Here is a 21107-nt window from a genome sequence, read left to right on the forward strand (position 1 = left end):
TTTTTGTGGCCATAACCATACCTCCTTATTTTTGTAACTTGTATCTGAAGTTTAGTATCTATATGATTATGAACATAATTATAAACATATAGAGGTATTTTGTCAAGATAGACTTTCTTTCCATCATTATGATTGTTATTTGAAAAAGTAAAGTCCACATTGGTATGGATTTTACTTATTCCAAATACCATGATTAACTCACTGGACTTTCCTAATTATAAAGATTGTATTTATACCTACGGACTTTACTGATTACCTGTTTAAAATATATATGGTGTGAGAACTCATTAGGTTAGGGTTATATATTATCAACCAAAGGGGTTTTTAACTATGAGCAAATACTTACATCTTTCTTTAGACATGCGTTCCGACATAGAGGTTATGCTGGCTAAAAATTTAGTTTCAATATGATTGCACAAGCGTTAGGAGGGAGGGGAGGTAGTTACTTATTTCAGATTCTGGAATGTATCCTCGGCTCCTGTTTGCTATGCGGTAAAAAAGAGAAATCTATGCTTGTAAGGTTGATTATAGTATTTTTTTATTACAAAGTACATATTTACACAAAAATATTATTTAAATTTAGAAAAAGTAAGTTCCAGTCTGAGCTTGAATATAAATATTGAAGCTCAGATGCGGAACTTACTTTTTCAATTCACCAAAATTAGTGATATGTAAAACAATACAAATGTTATTTCTTTAAGCACTACCAATTTACACTCTTAGATATGTCTCCGTTTTTACTACAGGTTATCGTATTACGGCAATAAATATCCTGAATAACAAGTCCATTCCCTTCATATTCTAAACCAAAATGAAAATTCCCTGAACACTTAGCTTGGTAAGATGTTCCTGACGCTTCATGACCTCCGCTCCAATTTGACACTTGCCAAATACTTAAACATCCATTTGTCAATATTACTTACAAATCTCTAAGTTTCATCTTCTCCACTTCCTTATTTTTTATATTCCTTTTTCTATACACATGGTAAATTATATAAAGAACCAGTGTAAAAATATTGGTCAAAATAAAAGTTGCAACTGCTACTAAATTTACATTCTCTCCAATTTTTGCAACATTCAATGTATAAATAACTGATACAATAAATGCTATTACAGGTAAAACAAGTCCTATTTTCCCTTGTGACTTTTTGCATATTATAACCTGTAATGCAAATGGCATAACTAAAACTACAACCCAAAAAGTCATCACAATTAAACTATCTTTCATCTCTATCACCTCCCAAAGTGCTTTTATATTTCTCAATCAGAACCTTAGCAATGTTGAAATCTATTTTATCATCAATAGCTAAAGTTTTAATAAAATTTATATATGGCTCATCTTTTTCACTTTCATTTAATTTAATTTTTTGGATAACTCTATCAAGCCTCAATCTAACTGTTGGATACGAAACATCATACATCTTTCCCAGCTCCTTAAGTGAGCCAGACATTATCACAAAATTTTTAATAAAATCTATTTCGTCGTTCTCCAAATTTTCAATCCATCCTAAAACATCGCTCTTCAATTCAGTTTTTAATTATCCTTTCTTTTATTGTCTAGATATATTATAATATTAAATTTTATTAAAGTCAAGTTTAATTTTCTTAAAGTTATAAATAAAATTATTCTTGATTAAATTAAGACATGTTATGTAAAAACATACATTGTTATTTTAAAAAGTAAAGTCCGCACTAGTATGGATTTTACTTATTCCAAATACCCTGATTAACTCACTGGACTTTACTAATTCTAAAGATGTATTTATACCTATGGACTTTACTGATTACCTAACTAAAACATATATGGCGTGAAAACTCATTAGGGTAGGGTTATATATTATAAACCAAAGGAGTTTTTAACTATGAGCAAATACTTACATCTTTCTTTAGGCATGCGTTAATTCTTATTCTAGAGCGAAGTTTGGAAACAAGAGCACTTACAATAATTTTGCGTTTCAATGTAGCAAAATAATATTAAAGAGCCTAGGTATACAAAAAAATTTCCCTAGTTGAAATTACCCAAAACCCTAAGCTCCTAAAGAGATAAACCGGTATTTCAGGTTACAAGATGAGTTCTCATACCACAATAAGGGAGGGGCGGAAGTTACTTATTCCGGATTCTGGAATGTATCCTTGGCTCCTGTTTGCTATACGGTAAAAAAGAGAAGTCTATACTTGTAAGGTTGATTATAGTTTTTTTACAAAGTACATATTTACTCAAAAATATTATTTAAATTTATAAAAAGTAAGTTACAGTCTCAGCTGGAATATAAATATTGAAGCAGAGATGCGAAACTAACTTTTTCAATTCACCCATCTTATAAGTTTTATATATAACTGCTTATCAAAATTGGCTGGATTATATAAGTGATTTTACTATAATCTCTACGAGGCTTTTTGAGTACCTTGCCAATATGCATTTTTTATGCTACACTAAGCCCTTGAGAAACACAGATGGTCGCGCCTGCCTTATGGCAGGTGAGGAAAGTCCGGGCTTCACAGGGCAGGGTGCCAGATAACGTCTGGTGGAGGTGACTCCAAGGATAGTGCAACAGAAAATAACCGTCTGACTTTGTCAGATAAGGGTGAAAAGGCGTGTGTAAGAGACCACCGCTCCTTCGGTAACGAAGGAGGCTGTGTAAACCCCATCCGAAGAAAGACCAAATATAAAGCTATACGGCTGCCCGTCGTGCTTTTAGGTGGGTCGATAGAGATTGTCGGTGACGGCAATTCGAGATAGATGATCATCAGATACATAACCCGGCTTATAGTGTTTCTCACTTAATAATAAAATAATCTAAAATATGCAAAAAAGAAGTACCCTTTCTAAGATAGATTAACGGCTTTTAGGATAAGTTCGTATAATCCCTTAGTCAGGTGCTTCTTTTTTCCTGCAAATCATATTTAGTTTTTAATGCTTAGCAATACCTCTGAATTGATGCCTTACACAGGAAAACAATTTCCTCCTATGAACTCCTTAACAAGCGAATTCTTTGGAACATTGTCAGATGGCATAGTAAGGAAATAATCCAAAAACTTAAGCAGTCTGTTTGCCTCAGAATAATAAGGCGAGTCTGTAGGTATGCCAAAAAGTAAAGGTTCTGCATACTGCTTTAACACAGCGAGCTCGTAAACAAGTGAAGAATCAAACATCTCATCTGCGCCCTCCTGGAATGGGAAGATGTTCTTTTCCTCTCCCCTCCTCACAGAAGCCCATCTTGCAAGGGTATCCTCTGCACTGCTTCCTCTTGTTCTTGCATCTCTTACCATTCTTCTAAGCAATCTCAAATCAGTAGTATGGATTCTGTTGTGGTCATCAATGTTTAGCTGAGTAAGTGCACTTATGTATATCTTAAACTTACTTTCCTTCGGAAGTGATGCGGAAAACTTATCGTTTAAGCCATGAATCCCCTCAATCACAAGGATATCCTCATCTCCCAGCTTAAGAGTCTTTCCCTTATACTCCCTCTTACCCGTCTTGAAATTAAAAGAAGGCATCTTCACTTCTTTTCCTGCAAGAAGGTCTGTCATATCCTTATTAAACTGCTCTACATCTATAGCCTCGAGGCATTCAAAGTCATATTCTCCGTTCTCATCCTTTGGAGTATGCTCCCTATCCTTAAAGTAATCATCCGCAGCGATAGGATGAGGCTTAAGTCCCTGAACCATAAGCTCTATGGACAATCTATGTGAAAATGTAGTTTTGCCTGATGAAGAAGGTCCTGCTATCATAACAATCTTCTTCTGCTGTTTTGCTATATTCTCAGCAATCTTACCTATCTTGCCCTCCTGCAATGCCTCGTTTACAAGCATTACATCATTTATCCTTCCCTCAGAGATGGTATCATTAAGATTGCCTACATTTGCTATCCCAAGGCGTTTACCCCAGGAATTTGCCTCTTTCATAGTCTTGTAAAGCAGCTCACGAGGCTTCCAGGATGGGCGCTTTACTTCAAGCCCTTCTCCTGCATTAGGCAGTGCTATAACAATGCCACCGTCATATGTCTTTAAGTCAAATGACTTCAAAGCACCTGTAGTAGACGGCATATAGCCATAAAAATAATCATGATAATTGCCAAGTCTGTATATATTGGTGGTTGAGCCTCTTCTGTATCTAAACAAATGTTCTTTGTCAGATAAATCGTTGTTAAGGAACTTGTCTATAGCCTCACTTGTAGATACGGTGCGCTTTTCAAACATGATATCCTCACTTACAAGCTCATCCATCCTCTCCCTTACTTTGAGGACAAACTCATCATCTACCTTTACATTGCCTATTATCTCACAAAATATACCGTTACCTAAAGAATATTCACAGTTCACGCCTGTAACTTCACTTTTATCATATACGTCATGAACAGATTTTATGAAAAGGAATAGCATTCCCCTCTCATAGGTTCTCGCACCATCGCTTGAATTTATATCATAGAAGGTAATCTCTGCATCTTCTGACACCTTTTTCCACAGTTCCTTTAGCTTACCGTTTACCTTGGCAAGTAATTTCCCATTATCATCTCCATATACGTCCTTTGCAATATCAGAAAGCTTAACCGCATTTTCGTACTCTAATGACTTTCCGTCAACTTTAATTACCATCTTCTGTCTCCTTTTATCCATTAATCCTAATTAGTGCCTCTTTTACCATATTTAATTCATTTTCAATTATGGCTATTCTGTCATTATTAGTGGCACTTTGTGATGTAAGAAAGCTCTTATTTTGCAGAAGCCTCTCATAATGATTCTTCCTCTTTTTAAGAAATTCCAGTAGTACAGGATGCTTTTTCTTTATAAGAATAGGGCCAAACTCGTTCTCAGCCATAGCTCCTATATCATCACAGACTTCCATTCTTTCCTTACTTTTTACTGCCTTCATAATCTGATAGTATTTTCCACCTTCACTTAGCATATCTTCATCAATTATTTCAAAACCGATATCCTTAAGATAAGCCCTTACCACTCTTAGGTCTGACTGTGGCTCTAGAATAAGGGTATCGGCCCTTCTAACGACATCTATACTCTCTGAAAGTATCTCTTTAACTAACCTGCCTCCCATGCCCGATATAAGAATGGTATCAACTTCTCCTGCCTCATAGCCGCAAAGTCCCGCACAAAGCCTAGTCTCTATCCTTTCCTCAAAGCCTTCAAGTTTAATGTTGTCTTTCGCTATATTAAGCGGTCCTTCTCTAAGATCAGAGGCAATTATTCTTTCAGCTTTACCATTTTCAAGAAGATTTATCGAAATATATGCATGGTCACAGCCCACATCTGCAAGTACCTTTGAATTGTCAACCAAGTTAGCTATAGCAAGCATTCTTTTCGGTATTCTTTTTCTTTTCTTCATTATTCCAAATAATCCTTTAATTTTCTGCTTCTGCTAGGCTGTCTAAGCTTTCTTAGTGCCTTTGACTCTATCTGCCTTATTCTCTCCCTGGTCACATTAAATTCTTTTCCTACCTCTTCAAGAGTCCTCGTACGCCCATCCTCAAGCCCGAACCTAAGTTTTATGACTCTTGCCTCTCTATCTGTAAGGCTTCCCAGTACCTCTTCAAGCTGTTCCTTAAGTATGGCATGTGTAGCCATTTCTACCGGAGCCATGTTGCTGTCATCAGGAATAAAGTCACCTATATGGCTGTCCTCCTCTTCCCCTATAGGTGTCTCAAAGGATACAGGCTCTTGGGCAATCTTCATGATATCCCTTACCTTTTCAGGCTCCATAGCGAGTTCTTTAGCTATTTCTTCCGGCTGCGGCTCCCTGCCCAAAGTCTGTGTAAGCTGCCTCTGTGTCCTTATCAGCTTATTGATGGTTTCAACCATATGTACAGGTATTCTTATAGTTCTTGCCTGATCTGCTATGGCCCTTGTAATAGACTGTTTTATCCACCAGGTTGCATAGGTGCTGAACTTATAGCCCTTTGTATAGTCAAACTTTTCAACTGCCTTTATAAGTCCCATATTTCCTTCCTGAATCAGGTCCAGAAACTGCATCCCTCTTCCGAGATATCGCTTCGCTATACTAACTACAAGCCTTAGGTTGGCTTCAGTTAACTTCTGCCTTGCCTCTTCATCACCCTCAGACATTTTTTTGGCAAGTTCTATCTCATCCTCCATTGACAAAAGCGGAACCTTGCCTATTTCCTTTAGATACATCCTTACAGGGTCTTCAGTACTTATTCCATCGGGGACAGTAAGGTCAAGAGACTCAGATTTTTCATCACTATCTATATCGTCACTATTCTCGTCAGTCAACAGAGGATCATCCTCTTCATCACTTAGTTCATCTAAAATAAGCACATTAATACCATGTTTTTCAAGGTATTTATAGCATTTATCAAGCTCTTCACTACTTATATCATAGCCTTCAAAAAAATGCTTTACATCATCCTCTTCCAGTATCCCCTTCTTTTTCTTAGCGTCCTTTACAAGCTCATTCAACTTACTTTTCAGCACCTTTTCATCCATAAGTTTACCCTCCCGAGGTCATAAAAAAGATATTAAATGCCTAATCTAAAAGTCCAGTTTCCCCAGCTCTCTTTGCTTCTTAGTAATCTCCATAAAGCTCTTCATGTCTTTACTGTCGATTGATTTAAGTTCTTCTTCAAGTCCGGCTCTTTTAACCTTAATCACTATTTCCTTAAATGCCTTATCTCTCTCAGCTTCATCAGGCTCAGCCTCAAAGTTCTCCTCAAATACCGCAGTGACCAAAGACTGATCTTCACCTGACTCATACCTGCTTATTATCTCGGCTGCGTTAGGCTTCTTACCTTCTTCAAGCTGAGAAAATATTCTCTCCGCCAGGTCTTTGTATAAAGGGGTAGCGAAATCCCCGGCAGATATTATATTTTTAATGCGGCTATATAGTTCAGGCTTGTCAGAGATGAGGCTAAGTAACAGTCTATTCGTCTTTAACAGGCCCTCATCCGCTGTCTTAGCCCTGTCTGCCTTCTTTATCCTCTCACCTGCATCTTTATATATTTCCCGTATCTCTTTTGCTCCACCTATTTTATTGACCAGGCTTTTGAGGGCATCCTTTGATACAAAATATCTATCAGCAACAGCTGCTATATAGTTCTCTCTTTCAAGCTCTTCTTCAAACTCGGTAAGTCTGTCAGCAACCTTGTTTAAGAATTCCGTCTTCCCTTCAGGCTCTGTCAGGTCATAGGACTTCTCAAGGTTTGAAAGCTCAAAATTAAAGCTGTTTTCAGCATTTTTGATTCTCTCCTCGTACTCCCCTCTTCCCACTGCCTTTATAAGCTCATCAGGATCCTTATAGGGAGTCAGCTTTAGTATTTTAGTTCTTATTCCTGCGGATTTCAAGATAGGAATCGCCCTGATTGCAGCCTTCACCCCTGCTCCATCGCTGTCGTAGGTAATAATTACATCCTTAACATATCTCGCTATAAGCCTTGCCTGCTCCTCTGTAAGTGCAGTGCCAAGAGAGGCAACAGCATTGGTAAAGCCCGCCTGGTGGAGCGCAATCACATCCATATATCCCTCACAGAGTAAGATATATCCTTCTCTGCTATGCTTAGCAAAGTTTAAGCCATAAAGATTCCTTCTCTTATTAAATATGTCTGTCTCTCTGGAGTTAAGGTACTTGGGCTCTCCATCACCCATCACTCTTCCTCCGAAGGCAATAACCTTATTGTTTAAATCCATAATAGGGAAGATAACCCTATTCCAGAACATATCAAATATCCCCCTGCCCTCTTTGAAGGATACAAGTTCTGCCTTTATCATTAATTCGTCACTATAGCCCTTTGACTTTAGATAGTTGTATAATGCATTTGGCGATTTTACTGAGTAGCCAAGACCAAAGTCATTGATAGTCTTATCTGTAAGCCCTCTGTTTTTAAGGTATTCCATAGGGTGGCTTCCATATTCTCCCCTCAGTTGGAAGTAATAAAACTTTGCTGCCTCCTTGTATATCTCAAACAATCTAGTCCTTAGATCTGCCCTCTTCCTCGCTTCTGGATTATCCTCTTCTTCAGGAAGCTTAATCCCTGCTCTGTCAGCCAAATGCCTTATTGCCTCGGGAAACGTCAAATTCTCATACTTCATTACAAAGCTGTATGCATTGCCTCCAACACCACAGCCAAAGCAGTGAAAGGTCTGCCTTCCTGTATTCACCGAAAAAGAAGGCGTCTTTTCATTATGAAACGGACACAAGCCTACGTAGTTGGAGCCTCTTTTAGTAAGTCTGACATAGGGAGAAATGACATCCACTATATCATTTTTTTCTCTAACCTCATCTACAATCTCTTCTGAATAAAACATGTATCTCCTTAGTATTTTCCCCAGCGGACAGGAACAAATATTTCTTTAATCGTCTTTATGGCATAGTCATCTGACATCCCCGCTATGTAGTCGCAAACCACCTTTTCAAGCGGTTCTCCCCTCTCCTCTACCAGCCTTTTATACTCTATAGGCAGTATTTCATAGTTTTCAAGATAATACTTATATAAATACTCAACAAGCCTCTGCGCCTGAACCTCCTCACTCTTTGCGGCAGGATTACAATAGACTTCCTTCATAAGGAAAGACCTAAGGCCTCTCATGGCCGCCTCAACAGTCTCAGACATCTTTACTTCATTTTTTCCCATACTGGTAAATATTACATCCTTTACCATGGTGTCTATTCTCTTTGCCACATCATGTCCAACCACAGCAGTAAACTCGCTTGGGAGGTCATTTTCAGTCAGTATGCCTCCCCTAAGTGCATCATCTATATCGTGGTTTACATAGGCTATTTTGTCAGAAAGCCTTACAATCTTGCCTTCAAGGGTTGAAGGCTTGCAGGCACTTCTGTGGTTTTTGATTCCATCTCTAACTTCTTTTGTGAGATTTAGCCCCTGTCCGTGCTTCTCAAGCAGTTCAACCACCCTCACGCTCTGCTCATTATGATGGAAGCCATAAGGTGAAATCTTGTTTAGAGCCCTCTCTCCTGCGTGGCCAAAAGGAGTATGACCTAAGTCATGTCCCAGGGCTATGGCTTCAGTTAGGTCTTCATTTAGCATAAGGGCTCTGGCTATGGTTCTTGCAATCTGTGAAACCTCCAAAGTATGGGTAAGCCTTGTCCTATAGTGGTCTCCTTCAGGATCAAGAAAGACCTGAGTCTTATGCTTCAACCTTCTAAATGCCTTGCAGTGCAGTATCCTATCTCTGTCCCTCTGATAAGTAGTCCTTATCTCGTCAGGCTCTTCCTCCACATCTCTGCCAAGTGATGAATCTGAAAAAGATGCATATTCACATAGCATCTTTCTTTCAAGCTCTTCCCTGAGTTCTCTAATACACTTTTTATCTTCCATATATCCCTCCTGTTGCAAAGCCCATACTATTAATATTCAAATAAACTATGACATTTCCTTTTTTTAGCCTTTCATTCCAATAATGTATTATAATGATACAGCTGTCAAATATTAGTTTTAAAAATTCTACTTATATCTTAACATATTGATGCAAACTTACGATATACTAAATAGTATATATGATACAAGTGTCAAAATTATAAAAATTCGATGCAAGCTTGCTTGCAAGAGAATTTATTATCTTTTGACACGCAAAAAATATGAGTAAGTAGCCATTTTTTGCAAAAAAAATGAGCGGATTACGAATATTTTTGCAAGGATTGCGGAAAGCGCAGCTGTAGCAATCCTGTATCAATGGGTGTCAAATACTTTTGACACCCACATCTATATATATGAAAACCCCTGGGAGAAAAAAATGGTACATAATTATTGGTTTGAAATAGCTGCCTTTATTTTGGAGCTTACCATTGGTTATATGCTATTGTTTAGACATACAATAACGTTGCCATATAACGGTATATTCAGAAAGCTGTATGTGTGTTGTTTGATCACTACGCTTTCTGCCTTAATACAGGCTTTACTTGAAGACTACATCTACTATAGTGATAAAAGTATTGCGGATTACACTCTAATCCTCAATGTTTTATCTATGATATTTTTCTATACACATATTTTGTGCTGTACCTTATCAGCATTTTATGAATGTTCAGTGCTTAACATCAAGGTAAATGAGACATTAATCAAACTATTGCTAAATGTACCGGCGGTAATTGCAATAGTAACCATAAGCCTGAATCCATTTTTAAGTACTGTATTTTATATTGATCCTGTTTTAGGCTATCAGAGAAGAGCATTTCTTATTCTTCTCTACTTAGTTGCACTTTACTACCTCATTTTTACATTAGCAATAATAATTGCCTATGGGCAAAATATAAGGCGTGACAAAAGAATAGCTTTTATCCTGCTGCCATTCATTCCGTTTTTTGGTACTGTCATTCAGTACTTTTACAGACATTCCGGAGTAGAAAACTTCTTTATGGCATTATTAGTCCTTGTCATGTATACTACAGTTGAAAGTCCTGCGGATTATATTGACTATGTAACAGGGCTTCAGAACCAAAATGCGCTTTTTACGAACTTCAGTGTGGCTATGTCAATGAAGAAGCCGGTTTCAATCGTTACTATCGCTATAGAAAAGATTGATGCCTGGGATAAGGAATTTGGTACTGAGCACACTAACTTGCTTATACTCGAGCTTTCATCCTACCTTATACACCTGTCTAAGAATGCCAGCGTCTACTCCCTTGGACGTGGCAAATTTGCCCTTTGCATTTCTTTAGAAAATTTTTGGGTAAATATGCGAATGGCGGAATTACTTGCCTATAGCATTTTGGATCGCTTCGAATCTTCTTTTGACATAACTGTTGCTAACAAGGTTATTCTTTCCAAGAGGATATGTCTATATAACTGTCCTGAGGATATAGACAGTGTGAATTTACTACAAAAAGCCATGCTCTCAGAAGCAACTGCAGTTCTTCCCAAGGGCAAGGATTATCTGACTATTGAAGACATTGACACCACTGCAAACGATAGGGAAAGGCTTATAGCAGCAAATATTCAAAGTATCTATGAAAATGGCACTATTTACCTGTCATTTTTGCCTGAATTTAATGCTTCACTTAAGATATTTGACTCTGTGAAAACAGAGCTTACAATGTATATACCTGAAATAGGTTACGTCAGTTCGCGCAGCCTTATTTCTGTTGCAGAAAAATACGGTTTGATTATTGGATTCTATGACTATATTTTGGAATCGCTGTTTAAGATGATTAGGGATAACCGCCTTATGGCATACGGAGTAAAATCAGTTGAAATTGTCATGCCTGTTTCCTTTTTGCTTAAGAAGAATAAGGTAGCAAAGCTTGTTAACCTAGCGTCTCAATATGATATTCCTCCTAAGCTTATATGTTTTGAGCTTGCTAAAAACTCTATGATTAAATTTGACGGCGTAATTGTAGATAACATGAAGGCTATGACAAGAGCAGGCTTTAGGTTCATACTTGAAAACTATGGCAATGGTTATACTAACGCTTCTGCTTTGACAGACATGCCTATATATGCTGTAACAATAGATAAATTCCTTACAGGAACCGCGATTAATTCAGAATTGGCTCATAAGATTCTTAGTTGTACAATAACTTACTTAAAAAAATTTGACTTACAGGTTAAGGCTGAGCATATTGAGACTAAGGCTTCAATGGAATATGCTCTAATGCTTGGTTTTGATTACTTACAGGGTTATTATTTTTCAAAACCGCTTAAAATAGCAGAACTAACTGAATTTTTAATAAAAGGAGGAGTACGGTAATGGCATATAGCATCTGGTTTGACGTTTGCTCTATAGTGATATTACTATTCCTTTATTTATCATATAAAATAAAAAATTCCATATCAGTGTATCAAGATGACAACTTGATGTATACTATATTTAGTGTAACTTCCTTTGTGGCAGTTGATTTCTTTGCCATTTTACTTGATGGCAAGGTAGAACCGTTACTCATATACTGTCTGCATTCTCTAAAATATATTATGATGTACAGTTCTTTTTGCCTTATGCTATTATACACTTCTATAGCTGTCAATCAGCATTTCCATGGAAGCAACATATCAAAGCTTTTTATAACACCTCTTGTTGTTGTTGCCTTGTTAATGATTATTAACTATAGTGACAGTTTTATATTTTATATTACAGAAGATGGAAGATTTGAACTTGGCAGATTTTATCCCCTCTTATACATCATTGATGCTTACTATATTGTCATATCTACTCATCTTCTACTACGCGGAAAAAAGGCACTATCACAAAACTACAAGATTATAATTCCTGCAATTATTGTTATCCTAATAACAGGTACACTGCTTGAATACTTTTTCCCTTATGCTTCTTTTATACAGTTTACATTTACCATCTTCATCACTTTGGTATTTATGGGTACACAGAATCCTGATGAGTATTATTATGAGGATTCCCAAATGATGAATAAAAATGCTTTTATAACAATGTGCGGTTCCAGATTTACTTCTGAAACCAAAACTTTGTGCATAGCGGTAACCATACATAAAATAGATTTGATTACCAGCACTTTAGAAATAAGTAAGGTAATTAATGCAGAAGGGCTATTCTTAAAAAATATAAAACAATTTTCAAAGAAGCTGCTAACTTTCAAGCTCGCAAACGGTCAATACATAATTGTGCTTGATGAAAGCAATGAAGCAAAAGCAAGACTTATATATGAGGAAACGTGCCATATAATGGAAAAGTTTGCCAACGCAACACTCTTTAGCTTTCCGATTTACTCCACCTGTTGCTTATTTAGCTCACCTAAAGATGTCTCTAGCCTCAGGATGGTGAATACACTTTTTGATGCACTAAAGCTCTATGATAATAAGGATGATATCCTAACCATTGAACCTGAGGAATTACAATTAAAAAGTGATACGGAGATTGAACGCATTGAAAAACTGGTGAAAAATGCTTTGAACGAAAACAGACTGGAAGTTTATTTTCAGCCAATTTATAATGTCAAAGAAAAAAAATACACCTCAGCTGAGGCACTTATCAGAATGAAGGATGATGAGGGCAATGACATATCCCCGGGGGTTTTTATACCTATAGCCGAAAAAAGCTCTGTCATCATTGATATAGGCGCTTTTGTTATAGAAGAAGTATGTAAACTACTCTCTACAGAGAATCTTGGTGCTTATGGACTTGAATATGTAGAGGTAAATATTTCAATGGTGGAATGCCTCCAAAGTAACCTCGCTTCCAATATTTTATCAGTCCTTAAAAAGTATAACATTGCTTCAAGCCAGATAAACTTAGAAATAACTGAAACCTCTGCCAGTGAATTTACCGATATCGTGGATACCAATATTAAAACATTATCAAGTAAAAATATTAGCTTTTCACTTGATGATTTTGGTACCGGATACTCCTCTCTTTCAAGAATACTGTCTTTACCGCTTAAGTTAATTAAGATAGACAAATCCCTGGTACAGGCGCCATTTATAAGCCGTGACAAAAAATCTATGATTCTACTTGATAACTTTATAAAAACAGCTTTTGTCGCTGGCTTTGACATTGTTGCAGAAGGTGTAGAAACAAACGAAATGGCTAAGCATGTGATTGCTCTTGGATGTACATATATCCAAGGCTTCTATTTTTCTAAGCCGTTAAGTAAAACTGATTTTGTTGATGTAATCAAGCTCAATAAACCTGTAGAAATATGATAAGTATGACCCCTGTCATTAGCAGGGGTTATATATATTTTAAAGTTCTTTTATGGCTTTATGTGTTGACTAATAATATTAGTTGTACTATCATTATCTAGTATTTATAAGGAGGGTAAATAGATGGGTGGTTTTTTTGCAGCAGCGCTTAAGAATGACTGTGTATTCGATTTATTTTTTGGAACAGATTATCATTCACACTTAGGAACCCGTAGGGCAGGTATGACAGTTCTTGGAGAACACGGTTTTGATAGAGCAATTCATAATATTGAGAATTCTCCTTTTAGAAGTAAATTTGATCGTGATGTCCAGGAAATGAAGGGAAATTACGGCATAGGCTGTATATCTGACTATGAGCCCCAGCCTCTGATAGTAAGGTCTCACCACGGTACTTATTCACTTGTTACAGTGGGTAAAATCAATAATACCGAAGAGTTAGTAGACGAGATTATAAAAGAAGGAGGAATACACTTTCTCGAAATGAGTGGTGGTGTAGTTAATCAGACTGAGCTTGTAGCCTCCTTAATCAATCAAAAAGGCAATCTCATTGACGGTATTCAGTACGTGTGGGAGAAAATAAAAGGCTCCATGACTATGCTCATCCTCACTCCTCTTGGCATATACTGTGCCAGAGACTTATATGGAAGGACTCCAGTTGCAATAGGAAGAAAGGATGAGGGATTTTGTGCTTCATTTGAAAGCTTCGCCTACCTTAATCTGGGCTATGAGCACTACAAAGAGCTTGGTCCAGGTGAAATAGATGTAATCACACCTGAAGGTGTAAAAGTTCTCGTTGATCCAAAAAGTACAAAGAAAGTCTGCTCATTCTTGTGGGTATACTTTGGCTATCCATCTTCCAGTTATGAAGGTGTTTCTGTAGAAGCCATGCGAAATAAGTGCGGCAGCCTTATGGCTAAGAGAGATGACTTCCCAAAAGATAAACTAGACATCGTTGCAGGTGTTCCTGACTCCGGAACCGCTCATGCTGTGGGCTATGCAAACGAGTCAGCCATACCTTTCTCAAGACCTTTTATAAAGTACACTCCTACCTGGCCACGTTCATTTATGCCTACCATACAATCAAAGCGTGACTTAATCGCTAAGATGAAGCTCATCCCGGTGCACGAACTAATAGATGGCAACAGGATTCTTCTCATAGATGATTCGATAGTTAGAGGTACTCAGCTTAGAGAAACCACTGAATTCTTATATAAAAGCGGCGCTAAGGAGGTACACGTAAGACCTGCCTGTCCTCCTATAATGTACGGTTGCAAATTCATAAACTTTTCACGCTCAACCTCAGAAATGGACCTCATTACAAGACGTGTAATAAGAAGTGAGGAAGGAGAAAATGTAAGCAGCGAAGTACTTGAAGAGTATACCAATCCTGACTCTGAAAAGTATAAACGCATGGTGGATGAAATCCGTAAGCAGCTTGGTTTTACCACCCTTAGCTTTAACAGGCTTGACGATATGGTAGAAGCAATAGGCATAGGCAAGGAAAATCTCTGTACCTACTGTTTTGACGGTAAGGAATAATATAGGGGCTGTTGCATAAGATATATCTCTTATACAACAGCCCTATTTTTATTTGACAGGAAATTTCTACGAAATTACCTGTCAAATAAAAATCTCTCCGAGGGATCGCACTGCGGCGGATATGTAGATGTCGCAGCTGCGACCCGCCGCAGGCGGTGAATCCTGCGAAGCAGGATTCTTTCTTGTCTTAATATGCATGTATGCCCATAATCAAAGTACCTCAAAGCTTAATCTTCTACACCAAATTCCTTTTTAATATCAGATTCAATAAGATTCCTGCCTATGACAATGAATATGTCCTGTCCCTTAGCTATATCACTTATTTCAACGTTATTTTTCGTCATATTTATAAATAGGTATTTGCCGTTTTCTTCTATAAAGCCTTTTATTCTTATGATAGCACCGAATTTATCAGGATTTTTAAATAGATGCTCTGCTTTTTCTTCAAGCTCCTTCCTATTTAGCTTTCGGTTCATAATGAAGACCGATTTGAACTCTTCCATTTCATAAAATTCCTTCTCATAATCAGAGACAACATAATCTGCCTCAGAAACCCGCTCAAAGTCACAGTTGTCAAACTTTCCTTCTGAAGGTATAACAACATTCTCATCCAGTCTTCTGTCACATTTTATCCTTTCAAGCAGGCTGTTTAGATAAGAAAGCGTACCCTCTTTGCTCCCAAACTTAAAGTTCTCCTGCTTGCTAAAGATGACTGCACCGGTGCAGGCAAGCTGAGTGGCAAGGAGATATTCAGAAGCCTCAGATATGTCCGCTGCAAAGCTTGCATCCACTATGGTTATTACACTGCCTATCTCATACCATTTATCAAGAGGCTCTTCATAAAGCAGATCAAAGAACTCTTCAGGCTCAAATATCCCTGATGGCTCTACTATAATCCTGTCATATCCGCTCATCGCCATAGCTATAAGCTTAGTCCTAAATCTCCTCTTATGTGTCTCTTGGTCTCCTCCACCTATTATCATCTCCAGCTCACAGTTATCTCCCATGATATCGCCAAGTAACATCAGGTCAATGTTGATAGCACCGTAATCATTTTCAAGTATTCCTATTCTAAGCCCTTTATCTAGGAAATACTTTGCGTATTTTTTTATAAATGTTGTCTTCCCCGAGCCCAAAAATCCTGTCACCAAATCTATTTTAATCATAAATCCCTCCGTAAGTATTATTAACCATATGTTCAATTATCCACTTAACGGTAAACACCACCTTTTGCCGTCTTCTAAATCTTCTTACATTAATAAGCTATCACTTAAAAAATATTTGTCAAGAAAAAAAATCATGTTGTTTTAACAACATACTTATTGCCTACACATCACTATAATTAAGACATCATATGAAATATATGTAACTACAATAAATCTAAAAAATATTTGGAGGTAAAAATGGAGAATAAAATGTTTTGTTATCAGTGTCAGGAAACCGCAGGCGGTAAGGGCTGCTCAGTAAGCGGTGTCTGTGGCAAGACTCCTGAAGTAGCTAACATTCAGGATCTTCTTGTTTATGTAACTAAGGGATTGTCAGCAGTTACTACTGCACTTAGAAAAGAGGGAACACCTGTAAGCTCTGAGGTGAACCACCTCATTACACTTAACCTTTTCATTACCATTACAAATGCAAACTTTGATAAGGATGCTATTGAAGCAAGGATTATCGAGACTCTTAATGTGAAAGAGGAACTCTTAAAGAGTGTTAAGAATACTGTCTGTCTTCCTCCTGCTGCTATCTGGAACGGAGATGAGGCTTCCTTCCCTGAAAAGGCTAAGACTGTAGGTGTACTTTCTACTGAGAATGAGGACATTCGCTCTCTTCGTGAGCTCATTGTATACGGTCTTAAGGGACTTTCTGCTTATTCTAAGCACGCAAATGCCCTCCTTAAGGATGACGAAGAAGTAGATATTTTCTTACAGCGCGCACTTGCTGCAACACTTGATGACAGCCTTACAGTAGATGATCTCGTTGCCCTCACTCTTGAGACAGGTAAGTACGGTGTGTCTGGTATGGCTCTTCTTGATACTGCCAACACAACTGCTTATGGCGACCCTGAAATAACCAAGGTAAATATCGGAGTGGGTAAGAATCCTGGCATACTTGTATCAGGCCACGACCTCAGAGATATAGAAATGCTCCTTGAGCAGACACAGGGCACAGGAGTAGATGTGTATACCCACTCTGAAATGTTACCTGCCCACTACTATCCTAAGCTTAAGAAATATACTAACCTTGTAGGTAACTACGGTAATGCTTGGTGGAAGCAGAAGGAGGAGTTTGAGTCATTTAACGGACCTATCCTTATGACAACTAACTGTATAGTTCCTCCAAAGGACAGCTATAAAGACAGACTTTACACCACAGGTGCAGCAGGCTTCCCAGGCTGCAAGCACATTCCGGGTTCATACGGCGAAACAAAGGACTTCTCAGAAATCATAGAGCAGGCTAAGAAATGCCCTCCTCCAACAGAGATTGAGACTGGAGAGATTGTAGGCGGTTTTGCACACAGTCAGGTATTCTCACTTGCAGGTGAGGTAATCTCAGCTGTTAAGTCAGGTGCTATCACACGTTTTGTAGTAATGGCAGGCTGTGATGGTAGGGCAAAGAGCCGTAACTACTATACCGACTTTGCTAAGGCTCTTCCAAAGAGTGCAGTTATCCTTACAGCAGGCTGTGCTAAGTATAAGTACAACAAGTTAGACCTTGGCGATATAGGTGGTATTCCAAGAGTACTTGATGCCGGACAGTGTAACGATTCTTATTCACTTGCTGTTATAGCACTTAAGCTTAAGGAAATATTTGGAGTAGAAAGCATCAATGACCTTCCTATCACATACAACATTGCTTGGTATGAGCAGAAGGCAGTAATTGTACTCCTTGCCCTCCTCTACCTTGGAGTGAAGGATATCCACTTAGGACCTACTCTCCCTGCCTTCCTTAGCCCAAATGTGGCAAAAGTTCTTGTAGAGAACTTCGGCATAGCAGGAATCGGTACAGTTGAGGATGATATAGAGCTTTTCTTTGGAAAGTCTTCAAATGGCGGTGATAAGATAACAGCTGATATGCTTATGGGAGATATCTTACAGGCTTATCCTGAGGCAGCTGAGGTCCTTATGGATGCCGGTATGCACTGCATAGGCTGCCCATCTTCTCTGATGGAATCTCTTGAAGATGCCTGCCTTGTACATGGTCTCGACGCATCAGAGCTCTTAGAGAAATTAAATGAAATTGCAAATGCTTAAATAGAAGTTTTAGAAAAAACAGGGAGATTAGTTTCCTCCCTGTTTTTATTTATTACAATATATTAGTCCATATCTGAAGCTTGCGTGCTTACATCACTATATTCCGTATCCATTACTGCCTCTATCCTATATTCCGGATAGTGCTTCTGTATCTTATTTACAACATTTTCAAACACCTGTTTTCTGTCTTTTGCATCAAAGCTGACCACCAAATCAAAACGAACTGATTCTTCTTCCCTATTAAAATAAAAACCATGCATTTGCAGAATATAAGGATTCATCGAAACAAGTTCTTCAATTGTATCTTTTATATGTATAGCACGCTTATCACTTGAATTCAATGAGTATATGCCTATAGCTGTTAGAACTACATTGTGCCTAGCATATACCTCAAGGGCAATCTTTCTGGTCAAACGGTCAATATCATCAGCTGTAAATACATCCGGAATTTCTATATGGAGTGAGCCCTGATAAACATCAGGCCCATAGTCATGTAAAACTAAATCATAGGTACCTGTTACCTCAGGAAATTCCATTACTGTTTCAGTTATTCTCGAAGCAAGTGCAGAGTCAGGTGCCTCTCCAAGTATATGAGAAAGAGTTTCTTTCAACATATCGATACCGGCTTTTATGATGAAAATAGATATAATTACACCCAAATAAGCTTCTACAGAAATCTTAAAATTTAAATATAAAACTGCCGCTACAAGAGTCGACGCAGAAATAGCAGCATCCATACTTGCATCTGTACCCGAGTTGATGAGAGATTCCGATTTCACTAAAACTCCAACCGTTTTAACATAGCGTCCTAAGATTATTTTCACTACAACAGCCACAGCGACTATTATAAGCGAAACTGTAGAGTATTCAGGTACATCAGGGCTAATTATCTTCTTTACAGATTCGACTGCAGAGGTCACACCCGCATATAGGATAATGACAGCAATTACCATCGCACTTAAATACTCAACCCTGCCATGTCCAAAGGGATGTGCCTTGTCAGGCTCCTTCTTTGACAACTTTGCACCTATTATAGTAACCACAGAGCTTGCCACATCAGAAGCATTGTTCACTGCGTCAAGTACTATGGCTATGGAATTAGTCATCAGCCCTATAACTGCCTTAAATACTGCAAGAAGTACATTTGCAACGATACCTACTATACTTGTCTGGATTATTTTCTTGTCTCTGAATTCGGAGTTATTTCTTACCTCACTTAAGCTAAGTGTATCTGTGTTATTAACACCAACTCTATTTTCCTCCATCTTTTCCTCCATACAATTTGAACGCAAATTTTATTACAGATTTTTACTATACATTGAATCATTTTACTCCAGCATCCACTTCCACATAGGTATTACCTTAACTTTTATCTCATCATATTCAAGCTCTGCCTCTTCGCTGTTGGTAATTACAATACATTTTGCATCAGGAATGAAGTTTTTAAGCTTTACAAAGGCTCCAAGTTCCCTTGCCTTCGTATCCGGATTGTCAAGCAAACTGTAGCTTACCTGTATAGCCAGCCCCCTGTTCGGAACATAAAAATCAATTTCTGCATTATTCTCAAAATAAAATACATTATCTACACTATATCTTCTAATCAGCTCAATTGCAACAAGATTTTCAAGAGCTGCAGTATTACTATCCATAATCAAGAGTCCAAGCAATCCTGTATCCATAAAATAATATTTTGACATGGTTTCTTTATCAACTAACTTTGCTGAATAATTCTGTATTTTAAATAAAAGATATGAGTCAAGCATAAATCCCATATAATTAATTACTGTCTGCTTGCCAATGGCTATACCTGTGCTTTTTGTTATATTTGTAAGCCTGTTATATGATATAGGATGCATTACAGATTCTGCTATTTTTTTTAATATCAAGCGTACTGCAAAGTCATTTGTGATTTTATTTCTTCTAATTATATCTCCAAGGTATATAGTCTGATAAATATTACTTAAATACTCTCTCTTGTTCCTTATCTCTACTAATTCAGGAAATGCACCATATTTCACATAATCATTATACAAACTGATTATTTCTGCTTTATCCGCTGTACTGATTATCCCCGAATAATCCTTTATCTTCTCTTTTGCAGTCAAATATTCCTTAAATGAATAAGGGAAAATCTGTACTATCATAAATCTTCCCCCAAGAGTTGATGCAATTTCACTACTAAGCATCTTACTGTTACTCCCGGTAATATTTACCCTATACTTCGTATCCGAAAGGCGACGTACAAACTTCTCCCAACCGTCTACATTTTGAATTTCATCCAAAAACAAGTACGGTTTGTTATTTGTACCTGATAATTCAATACTAACTTCTAAAATCATATTTAAATCATCAGTAGTTACTTCTAAAAGCCTCTCATCTTCAAAGTTAACATAAGCTATCTGATTTAACGAAACTCCGTCAACAATAAGCTTTTTTATCTGCTGATACAGCATATAAGACTTACCAGTACGTCTTATACCCACAAAACAATAATTTACATTATCTTCCAACTCATAATTCCTAAAAATAACAGAATTATTTAGGTACATTTCTTTTTGGTCAATTAGAATCTGTTTCATATTTTCTCTGTTCATAGATTCCTCCTGTCTTGTAAATAAGACAATTTTAATCCATTTTTGTCTTGTTTATAAGACAATTATACATAAATATTGTCTTACATGCAAGACAGTAATCCCACTTATTGTCTTGTTTATAAGACAAT

15 protein-coding genes and 1 other RNA gene are annotated in these 21107 nt (G+C 37.4%); 5 read left to right on the forward strand and 11 right to left on the reverse strand.

Annotation, left to right across the window (positions count from 1 at the left end):
- The 3 genes from ACO6HM_RS07820 to ACO6HM_RS07830 form a co-directional block, all read right to left on the reverse strand.
- Positions 1-191, reverse strand: a 191-nt coding sequence (locus tag ACO6HM_RS07820) for a hypothetical protein (protein WP_485390519.1), incomplete at its 3' end; no start/stop codon positions are given.
- A 728-nt stretch (positions 192-919) separates the two neighbouring features.
- Positions 920-1228 carry a hypothetical protein gene (locus ACO6HM_RS07825; protein ID WP_485390520.1) on the reverse strand — a complete coding sequence of 103 codons (309 nt, stop codon included), beginning with the start codon at positions 1226-1228 and terminating at the stop codon, positions 920-922.
- Positions 1218-1493, reverse strand: coding sequence for a DUF2089 family protein (locus ACO6HM_RS07830; protein ID WP_485390521.1), 276 nt, complete (start codon positions 1491-1493; stop codon positions 1218-1220). The genes ACO6HM_RS07825 and ACO6HM_RS07830 overlap by 11 nt, the downstream gene beginning before the upstream one ends.
- 949 nt (positions 1494-2442) lie before the next feature.
- On the opposite strand from ACO6HM_RS07830, the gene rnpB reads away from it, so the two are divergent.
- Positions 2443-2784, forward strand: an RNA gene (rnpB, locus tag ACO6HM_RS07835) — RNase P RNA component class A.
- A 159-nt stretch (positions 2785-2943) separates the two neighbouring features.
- Here the strand turns inward: rnpB and ACO6HM_RS07840 are convergent.
- The 5 genes from ACO6HM_RS07840 to ACO6HM_RS07860 are packed head-to-tail and all read right to left on the reverse strand — an operon-like array spanning position 2944 to position 9305.
- Positions 2944-4596 carry a uridine kinase family protein gene (locus tag ACO6HM_RS07840; RefSeq protein WP_485390522.1) on the reverse strand — a complete coding sequence of 551 codons (1653 nt, stop codon included), beginning with the start codon at positions 4594-4596 and terminating at the stop codon, positions 2944-2946.
- Between the two features lie 13 nt (positions 4597-4609).
- Positions 4610-5341 carry a tRNA (adenine(22)-N(1))-methyltransferase gene (locus ACO6HM_RS07845; RefSeq protein WP_485390523.1) on the reverse strand — a complete coding sequence of 244 codons (732 nt, stop codon included), beginning with the start codon at positions 5339-5341 and terminating at the stop codon, positions 4610-4612.
- Entirely contained in the window at positions 5341-6459 is a 1119-nt protein-coding gene (gene rpoD / locus ACO6HM_RS07850; RefSeq protein ID WP_485390524.1) for an RNA polymerase sigma factor RpoD, read from the reverse strand. Before rpoD ends, ACO6HM_RS07845 begins: the two co-directional genes overlap by 1 nt.
- A gap of 45 nt (positions 6460-6504) precedes the next feature.
- On the reverse strand, positions 6505-8274 hold the full coding sequence (dnaG, locus tag ACO6HM_RS07855) for a DNA primase (protein ID WP_485390525.1): 1770 nt from the start codon (positions 8272-8274) through the stop codon (positions 6505-6507).
- Between the two features lie 8 nt (positions 8275-8282).
- Positions 8283-9305: a deoxyguanosinetriphosphate triphosphohydrolase gene (locus tag ACO6HM_RS07860; RefSeq protein WP_485390526.1), complete on the reverse strand. Its 1023-nt coding sequence runs from the start codon at positions 9303-9305 to the stop codon at positions 8283-8285.
- 415 nt (positions 9306-9720) lie between these two features.
- Here ACO6HM_RS07860 and ACO6HM_RS07865 point away from each other — a divergent pair, with 415 nt between their 5' ends.
- From ACO6HM_RS07865 to ACO6HM_RS07875, 3 genes are all read left to right on the forward strand, one after another.
- Positions 9721-11673: an EAL domain-containing protein gene (locus ACO6HM_RS07865; protein WP_485390527.1), complete on the forward strand. Its 1953-nt coding sequence runs from the start codon at positions 9721-9723 to the stop codon at positions 11671-11673.
- 107 nt (positions 11674-11780) lie between these two features.
- Positions 11781-13595 carry an EAL domain-containing protein gene (locus ACO6HM_RS07870; RefSeq protein ID WP_485390528.1) on the forward strand — a complete coding sequence of 605 codons (1815 nt, stop codon included), beginning with the start codon at positions 11781-11783 and terminating at the stop codon, positions 13593-13595.
- 123 nt (positions 13596-13718) lie between these two features.
- Entirely contained in the window at positions 13719-15134 is a 1416-nt protein-coding gene (locus tag ACO6HM_RS07875; RefSeq protein WP_485390529.1) for an amidophosphoribosyltransferase, read from the forward strand.
- Positions 15135-15361: 227 nt separating this feature from the next.
- On the opposite strand, the gene ACO6HM_RS07880 is transcribed toward ACO6HM_RS07875, so the two are convergent.
- Positions 15362-16300 carry a GTP-binding protein gene (locus ACO6HM_RS07880; RefSeq protein WP_485390530.1) on the reverse strand — a complete coding sequence of 313 codons (939 nt, stop codon included), beginning with the start codon at positions 16298-16300 and terminating at the stop codon, positions 15362-15364.
- Between the two features lie 237 nt (positions 16301-16537).
- Between ACO6HM_RS07880 and hcp the strand changes: the two genes are divergently transcribed.
- Positions 16538-18385: a hydroxylamine reductase gene (gene hcp, locus ACO6HM_RS07885; RefSeq protein WP_485390531.1), complete on the forward strand. Its 1848-nt coding sequence runs from the start codon at positions 16538-16540 to the stop codon at positions 18383-18385.
- A gap of 62 nt (positions 18386-18447) precedes the next feature.
- Here the strand turns inward: hcp and ACO6HM_RS07890 are convergent, their stop codons facing one another.
- Both ACO6HM_RS07890 and ACO6HM_RS07895 read right to left on the reverse strand, forming a co-directional pair.
- Complete coding sequence (locus tag ACO6HM_RS07890; protein WP_485390532.1) at positions 18448-19650, reverse strand: cation diffusion facilitator family transporter; 1203 nt, start codon at positions 19648-19650, stop codon at positions 18448-18450.
- Between the two features lie 63 nt (positions 19651-19713).
- Positions 19714-20979, reverse strand: a complete 1266-nt coding sequence (locus ACO6HM_RS07895; protein WP_485390533.1) for an ATP-binding protein — start codon at positions 20977-20979, stop codon at positions 19714-19716.
- Positions 20980-21107: the final 128 nt, after the last annotated feature.

Source organism: Catonella sp. (assembly GCF_057250765.1).

Coding starts and splice junctions, on each gene's coding strand:
- ACO6HM_RS07845 (WP_485390523.1), bottom strand. CDS start 5,341: ATGAAGAAAAGAAAAAGAATACCGAAAAGAATGCTTGCTATAGCTAAC.
- dnaG (WP_485390525.1), bottom strand. CDS start 8,274: ATGTTTTATTCAGAAGAGATTGTAGATGAGGTTAGAGAAAAAAATGAT.
- ACO6HM_RS07870 (WP_485390528.1), top strand. CDS start 11,781: ATGTATACTATATTTAGTGTAACTTCCTTTGTGGCAGTTGATTTCTTT.
- rpoD (WP_485390524.1), bottom strand. CDS start 6,459: ATGGATGAAAAGGTGCTGAAAAGTAAGTTGAATGAGCTTGTAAAGGAC.
- ACO6HM_RS07840 (WP_485390522.1), bottom strand. CDS start 4,596: ATGGTAATTAAAGTTGACGGAAAGTCATTAGAGTACGAAAATGCGGTT.
- hcp (WP_485390531.1), top strand. CDS start 16,538: ATGGAGAATAAAATGTTTTGTTATCAGTGTCAGGAAACCGCAGGCGGT.
- ACO6HM_RS07865 (WP_485390527.1), top strand. CDS start 9,721: ATGGTACATAATTATTGGTTTGAAATAGCTGCCTTTATTTTGGAGCTT.
- ACO6HM_RS07860 (WP_485390526.1), bottom strand. CDS start 9,305: ATGGAAGATAAAAAGTGTATTAGAGAACTCAGGGAAGAGCTTGAAAGA.
- ACO6HM_RS07890 (WP_485390532.1), bottom strand. CDS start 19,650: ATGGAGGAAAATAGAGTTGGTGTTAATAACACAGATACACTTAGCTTA.
- ACO6HM_RS07880 (WP_485390530.1), bottom strand. CDS start 16,300: ATGATTAAAATAGATTTGGTGACAGGATTTTTGGGCTCGGGGAAGACA.
- ACO6HM_RS07895 (WP_485390533.1), bottom strand. CDS start 20,979: ATGAACAGAGAAAATATGAAACAGATTCTAATTGACCAAAAAGAAATG.
- ACO6HM_RS07825 (WP_485390520.1), bottom strand. CDS start 1,228: ATGAAAGATAGTTTAATTGTGATGACTTTTTGGGTTGTAGTTTTAGTT.
- ACO6HM_RS07875 (WP_485390529.1), top strand. CDS start 13,719: ATGGGTGGTTTTTTTGCAGCAGCGCTTAAGAATGACTGTGTATTCGAT.